Origin of the sequence: Longimicrobium sp., assembly GCF_036387355.1 — a bacterium.
In the GTDB taxonomy this organism is placed as follows: Bacteria; Gemmatimonadota; Gemmatimonadetes; order Longimicrobiales; family Longimicrobiaceae; genus Longimicrobium.
The window spans coordinates 1-6,673 of record NZ_DASVTX010000328.1 but is presented as its reverse complement, the minus strand read 5'-3'; the positions used below and the strand labels follow the sequence as shown (position 1 = coordinate 6,673).

The 6,673-nt window shown below is 71.5% G+C and carries 6 protein-coding genes and 1 pseudogene; all 7 read right to left on the bottom strand.

Annotation, left to right across the window (positions count from 1 at the left end; all coding sequences use genetic code 11):
- Nucleotides 1-801: recombinase RecA (gene recA, locus VF665_RS14630; protein ID WP_331054178.1), on the bottom strand; the 801-nt coding region annotated here is incomplete at its 3' end.
- A gap of 156 nt (nucleotides 802-957) precedes the next feature.
- Complete coding sequence (locus tag VF665_RS14625) at nucleotides 958-2,010, bottom strand: GntG family PLP-dependent aldolase (protein WP_331054177.1); 1,053 nt, start codon at nucleotides 2,008-2,010, stop codon at nucleotides 958-960.
- A gap of 380 nt (nucleotides 2,011-2,390) precedes the next feature.
- Entirely contained in the window at nucleotides 2,391-3,836 is a 1,446-nt protein-coding gene (locus VF665_RS14620; protein ID WP_331054176.1) for an RNA-binding domain-containing protein, read from the bottom strand.
- A gap of 271 nt (nucleotides 3,837-4,107) precedes the next feature.
- Nucleotides 4,108-4,341 (bottom strand): hypothetical protein, encoded by a 234-nt coding sequence (locus tag VF665_RS14615; protein ID WP_331054175.1) that lies wholly within the window; start codon nucleotides 4,339-4,341, stop codon nucleotides 4,108-4,110.
- Nucleotides 4,338-5,075, bottom strand: a complete 738-nt coding sequence (gene hisA / locus VF665_RS14610) for a 1-(5-phosphoribosyl)-5-[(5-phosphoribosylamino)methylideneamino]imidazole-4-carboxamide isomerase (protein ID WP_331054174.1) — start codon at nucleotides 5,073-5,075, stop codon at nucleotides 4,338-4,340. Before hisA ends, VF665_RS14615 begins: the two co-directional genes overlap by 4 nt.
- A complete protein-coding gene (locus tag VF665_RS14605; RefSeq protein WP_331054173.1) occupies nucleotides 5,075-6,370 on the bottom strand; it encodes a M23 family metallopeptidase in 1,296 nt (431 codons plus the stop codon). Before VF665_RS14605 ends, hisA begins: the two co-directional genes overlap by 1 nt.
- A gap of 108 nt (nucleotides 6,371-6,478) precedes the next feature.
- Nucleotides 6,479-6,673, bottom strand: a pseudogene (locus tag VF665_RS14600) (hypothetical protein); the annotation flags it as partial.

Sequence of the window (6,673 nt, the reverse complement as noted above, 5' to 3'; positions counted from 1 at the left end):
GATGTCGAAGTCCGCCTGCTTGAAGGGCGGCGCCACCTTGTTCTTGACGATCTTGACGCGCGTCTTGTTGCCCGTGAGCACGTCGCGGTCCTTGATGCTGCCGATGCGGCGGATGTCCAGCCGCAGCGACGCGTAGAACTTGAGCGCCCGGCCGCCGGTGGTGGTTTCCGGGCTGCCGAACATGACTCCGATCTTTTCGCGGATCTGGTTGGTGAAGATCACCGTGGTCTGCGAGCGGTTGATGGCGCCCGTGAGCTTGCGGAGCGCCTGGCTCATCAGGCGCGCCTGCAGGCCCACGTGGCTGTCGCCCATCTCGCCCTCGATTTCCGCGCGGGGCACCAGCGCCGCCACGGAGTCGATCACCACCACGTCCACCGCGTTGGAGCGCACCAGCACCTCGGCGATTTCCAGCCCCTGCTCGCCCGTGTCCGGCTGCGAGACAAGGAGGTTGTCGACGTCCACGCCCAGCTTGCGCGCGTACTCGATGTCCAGCGCGTGCTCCGCGTCGATGAACGCCGCCACACCGCCGATCTTCTGCGCGTTGGCGATCACGTGAAGGCAGAGCGTGGTCTTGCCCGACGACTCCGGCCCGTAGATCTCGGAGATGCGGCCGCGGGGAATGCCGCCCACGCCGATGGCGGCGTCCAGGTTGATGGCGCCGGTGGGGATGGCGGCCACCTGAACCTTGGGCCCGTTGACCCCCATCCGCATGATGGAGCCCTTGCCGAACGACTTTTCGATCTGGCCGATCGCGACGTTCAGGGCCTTTTTCTTGTCATCCGCGACTTCGACAAATGCCATGGTGTTCCCTTGGAGATAGCGTGTTCAGAAGCCGCGAACGGCTGTGCGGACAATACACCGGGCCGGAAAGCGCGTTCCCGAAGATAAGGCGAAAGTTTACACGAAAGCGGGGCGGCGCACAAGGGTTTTCTCGCGCCTCGTGGACGGCCTCCCGGGTCAGCCCGCCGCCTGCGCCACGGCGTCGCGCAACGCCTGTGCGGCGCGCCGGATTCCCCCGTCGTCCACGTCCATGTGCAGCACCGCGCGCAGCCGCCGCGGCCCGAACTGCGTCATCAGCACGCCGCGCCCGGCCAGGGCGGCAAGGAGCGCGGCGGGCTGCAGCGCCGCGTCTTCCAGGTCCAGCATGACGATGTTGGTGTCCGGCACGGCGGCGCGAACGCCGGGGATGGCGTCCGCCGCGGCCGCCAACTCCCGCGCGCGGCGGTGGTCGTTCGCCAGCAGCGGAAAGTGGTGCCGCAGGGCGTGCAGCCCCGCCGCGGCCAGGATCCCCGCCTGGCGCATTCCCCCGCCCAGCCGGCGGCGGATGCGCCAAGCCCGCGACAGGGTCTGCGCGTCGCCGCCCAGCATGGAGCCCACCGGCGCGCCCAGACCCTTGGAAAGCGCGAACATCACGGTGTCCGCCTCCGCCGCCCACGCCGCCATGGGCACGCCCGCCGCGACGGACGCGTTGGGGAGGCGCGCGCCGTCCAGATGCAGGTGCACGCCGCGCTCCCGCGCCACTTCGCGCACCGCGCGCATCCGCTCCAGCGGCAGAATGCGCCCGCCCGCGCTGTTGTGCGTGTTTTCCAGGCACACCATCGAGGTCTGCGGCAGGTACGGCGAATCGGGGCGGATGGCCTCGGCCACCAGGTCCGGGTCCAGCAGCCCGTCCTGCGTGGGCACCGCGCGAAGCTGCACGCCGCCCCACGCGGCCGCCGCGCCCTCTTCGTAGTTCAGAATGTGGCCGCCCGCGTCGATGACGGCCTCCGTTCCCGGGCGGCCCGCCACCAGCACCGCGGCCGTGTTGGCCATGATGCCGCTGGGAAAGAACAGCGCCGTCTCCTTGCCCAGGAGTTCCGCCGCGGCCCGCTCCAGTTCCGCCACCGTGGGGTCGTCGCCCAGGACCGCGTCGCCCACCTCCGCCTCGGCAATGGCGCGGCGCATCTCGGGGGTGGGGCGCGTTACCGTGTCGGAACGCAGGTCTACGACGTCGCGGACGTGTTCGGGCATCGTTCGTTCTTCGGGGAATCGTCGGAGGCGGAAAGATCCCCCTCCTCCGCCTCGGCGGCAAGGCCGCCACGGTCAATTCTGCACCTCCTCTCAATCACGGGAAGCCGTCGCTCCATCGTGGGCCAGCAGGTATCCATCCCACTCCCGAAATATCCCATGGCCGCTCCCTCTCCTCCCCTCCTCCGGTGTGAAAAATCAGCCGCGGCCGGCGCCGTCCCGATTACCGCGCATTACCGCAGATTGCCGCACGGTGCCCGGCGCGCGGTGCGGCAATCGCCCCCGCCAACGCTCCCGCATCCGTTCTCCGCGCCAGAAACCCCGCGGTTCTGCTTGCTTTTTGTCCTCCAGCCAATTACCGCACATTACCGCACGGTACCGCATCAGCCGGGGTCGTAGTCGCGCCTCCCCAGCGTCCACTGCCCCCCTCGGGTGGCGCCCATGATCTGCACCAGCCCCAGGTGCCGCAGCTGCTGCAAGGCCCGCAGCACGCGGTCGTTGCTGGTGCCGTCCGCCAGCCGGCGGGTCACGACCGCGGAGGAGCCCGGCCCCTCTTCGGCCAGGCTGAGCAGAATGCGGCGCTGCAGTTCGGTAAGGTCGTGGCTCACCCGCGTGGGCGGCACGTAGCTGCTGGGAAAGAAGCGCACGACCACCTCGCCCGCGCGCTCGTGAAAGTCCGGCTTCACCAGGCCGGCAAGCTCGCTCAGCTCGCCGATCTTCAGCGTGCCGCGCCCCCAGCGCTCGATCATGCCGCGGACGTAGAAGACGGACGCGATCAGTGGGTTCCACGCGCACGACGGGTGCGGGCGGCTGAGGTCGTCGGAGCGCAGCCCGAACCGCAGCGGGCCGCTGCTGCTGATCTCCACGCGGTCGTCGTAGATGGCGATGCCCACGGAGCCGCCGTGCATGGCGTAGTCACGGTGGCAGAGCGCGTTGGCGATCGCCTCGCGCAGCGCAACCGGGGGATAGAGCGGATCGTCCACCCGCTCGTACAGGCCGGGGACGATGCGGCCCGCCACGGGAACGTGGTCGCGAAGAAAGCGCTGGGCGCGGTGAAAGGCCTGGAAGGCGTTCCCCACCTCCTGCCGCCCATCCACGAACTCGCCGTTGTCGCGCCCGCGGAAGCGCGCGAGCCGCAGCAGGCACTGCGGATACAGCGGCAGCACCCGGTCGGCGCGGGCAAAGAGGACGACGGCGGCGTTCCTCGGCGTGTCGTCCAGCAGCAGGTTCAGCCCCAGAAGAAGGTGCTCCACCCGGCGCGTCCCGGGATCCTCCATGCGCCCGCGGCCGATCGCCTCCTCAGCCGTGCGGATGACCTCGGCGCCGTCCAGATCGCCGATGGTCAGGGAGGACGGAAGCAGCTCCCACCGGTTGGAGGGCTGCATGCGCTCCACCATCATCCGCTGGTACTGGGACGACGACATCACGCTGGTCGTGGGCCCCATGCGGATGTACGGCCGGCCATCGTACGTGTACGGCGGATCGGCGCGGGGAACGCGGATCAGGATGAGGGCGCGGCCGTTGGGCAGGTCCACCGTCTCCGGAGAGAGCAGCGGCTGCGGGTCGATGCGCTTGAGTTCGCGGACCAGGGCCTCCAGCGTGTCCGGCGACACCTGCTGGCCCACGAGAATCCGGTTGTCGCTCACGCCGAACACCACGAACCCGCCGGACGCGTTCAGCATGGCGCAGACGGTCTTGACCGCCTCCGTGCGCTGCCCGGTGCTGAGCTTGAACTCCGCCTGCTCGCCTTCGCCGCGCGCGACGAGCTCCTCCATCTCGCGCAGCATGGAGGCGTTGGTTTCCGCCGTATGATCCAGAAAGTAGGACACGAGCCCGTCCCCGGAGAGGTGTGCGCACCCTGTTCACTTTGGATACATACAGACGCGAAGTGCGCTTCACAAGGGGCAACATGGACAGCGGAGGGGATCATCCCGCGAGTGGGATTTCCGGCGCGATCCTCATGCGCCAGCGGCGTGTCAACGCATTTCTGCGGATCGAGGAGCAGCCCATACGGAAGCTGCCACAGGCGTAAAACGGACAACACGAAAAAGCGCGCCTCCCGCTCGGGGAGGCGCGCTCTTTCACGATGGATCCGCGGCGTCAGTGCGTGTCGGCGACTTCGGCCTGCAGGCCCAGGTCCGTGAGCATGGAAACGAGGTCGTACGCGGCGAATTCGTCATCCAGATCAAGGACGACGCGCTCGCCGGCGCGGACCTGGCCGAACAGGCGGCTGGCCTCGGGGTGCGTGAGGCCGGTGTAGTTCTGCAGCACGCCCACGACGGCGTGGCCGCTGGCCCTGCCCCGCGCGCCGGTGACCACCACCCGCGACATCATCGCGCGGCCCGCAGCGCCTCGGCCACGTCTACCGCGCCCTCGTAGATGGCGCGGCCCATGATGGCGCCCGCGATCCCCCGCCCCTCGCGCGCGGCGGCGGCCACGGCGCGGACATCCTGGATCCCCCGCATGCCGCCGGAGACGATGACCTCCGCCCCGGCGTGCGCCGCGAGTTCCGCGGACAGGTCCAGGTTGGGGCCCATCATCATCCCGTCCCGCTCGATGTCCGTGTGGATGATGGTGCGTACGCCGCTGTCCACCAGCGCCTTCGCGAGGTCGAACAGGTCCGTCCCGCTCTCCTGCACCCAGCCGCGCGCGGCGGGACGGCGGCCGCGCGCGTCCAGCCCCACGGCGATGCGGTCCGCCCCCCAGCGCCGGACGGCGGCGCGCACCAGTTCCGGGTTCTCGATCGCCGCCGTGCCGATGACGGCGCGCGCGGCGCCGGCATCCAGCACTTCCTCCAGGTCCGCTTCCGTCCGCAGCCCGCCGCCGGTCTGCACGCGGACGCCCGGCGTCGCGGCAAGGGTGCGGATCAGGGGGCGGTTGCTCCCGTCGCCGAACGCCGCGTCCAGGTCCACCACGTGGATCCATTCCGCCCCGGCTTCCGCGAACCCCGCGGCGACGGCGGCGGGATCTTCGCCGTAGACCGTTTCCCGCTCCGCCATCCCTTTCTCCAGCCGCACGCAGCGGCCCCGGCGCAGGTCGATGGCCGGGTAGAGCGCAAAGCCCGCCATCAGCCGCGGTCGCGGACGCGGGCGGTGTCGCGCCGCGCCAGCCGGGGGCCGGACACGCGCTCCAGGGCGGCCGAACGCCCGTCGCGCACGGCGCGGAAACGGACCCTGTCCCCGTCCGGAATGGGCGCGCCGGTCAGGGAGCGGATGGACGACGGGTCCACCGGGCGCCCGTCCATGTGAAACTCGTAGTGCAGGTGCGGGCCGGTGCTGAGCCCCGTGGTGCCCACGTAGCCGATCAGCTGCCCCTGGCGCACGCGGACGCCGGGGCGGATGCCCGGGGCGAAGCCGCGCATGTGCCCGTAGCGGCTGGCGTACCCGCGCATGTGGCGGATCTCCACCACGTTGCCGTATCCCCCGCCCCACCCGGCGCGGGCAATGACCCCGTCGCCCACGGCGCGGACGGGCGTGCCCATGCCGGCCGCATAGTCGATCCCCTGGTGCGCGCGCACCCGGCGCAGAATGGGGTGAAAGCGGCCGCTGCTGAAGACGGAGCTGATGCGGCGGAATTCCAGCGGGGCGCGAAGGAACGCGCGCTTGAGCGATTCGCCGCGGCCGTCGTAGAACTCGTCGGCGCCGTCCACGTGAAAGCGGTAGGCGTCGTGCTGCCGGCCGCCGATGTCGAACTGCACGGCCAGGATGCGCGATGAGCGGGCGCTGCCGTCCGGCCGCACCATCCGCTCGTACAGAATGCGGAAGGTGTCGCCCGCCCGGAGGTCGCGGCTGAAGTCGATCTGCCAGGGAAACACGCTGTCGGCCAGCAGGTCGGCCACGCGCTGCCGCTCCGCGCGGGGCACGCCGCCCTCGCCGTCCATCAGCGCCTGGTACAGCGAGCGCCGCACGCTTCCGGCCAGCACCGCGGTATCTGCACGCACCGCCACTTCTTCCACCCGCGCGTCCCATCCCCCCGCCGCGGGGCGCAGGGAGAGGCGGCGGTCCGCGTCCAGCCGCGTGCTCACGCCGCGCACGGCGCCGGTGCGGGTGGACCGGCGGTACTCCACCACCAGGCCGGGGCGCACGGTGCGCGGGTCCTGCACCCGGGTCAGCTGGTCCAGCAGCGCGCGCGTGGCGTCCAGGTCCAGCTGGGTGCGGCCCAGCAGCTGCGACAGGCTTTCGCCGCGGCGCAGCGTGTCGGCAAAGGCCAGTTCCGCGGGACGGGCCTGCGCGGCCGGGAGCCACGCGGGGGCGGCGGGCGCCGGCTCCTCCGCGGCGCGAAGGGTGGCCAGGCGCTGAACGCCGAGCGCCGCGCCCAGCGCGCAGAGCGCGCTGGCGGCAATCATGCGGGCGGGACGAGACATCCGTCTTCCTGCTTGGGGTTGTGGATCCTGCCCGGCGGGACGACGCGGCCGGGCACCAGAGGCTCGCCTCCCCGCGGCGCGTGCCGCGGGGAGGCGAGGGGGCCGGCGTCAGTCCATCTGCCGGCGGATGAAGGTGGGGATCTCCAGGTCGCTGGGGACCTTGGGCTCCGGCCGCGGCGGCACCTTGTGCAGCGGCGTGACCCCCGGCTGCGCGTCCGGGCGCGGCTCCGGCCGGTGCTCCAGCCGGTCGGCGCGCGGCTCCATCCGCGGCTCCGGGCGCGAATCCATGCGCGCGTCCCCGGC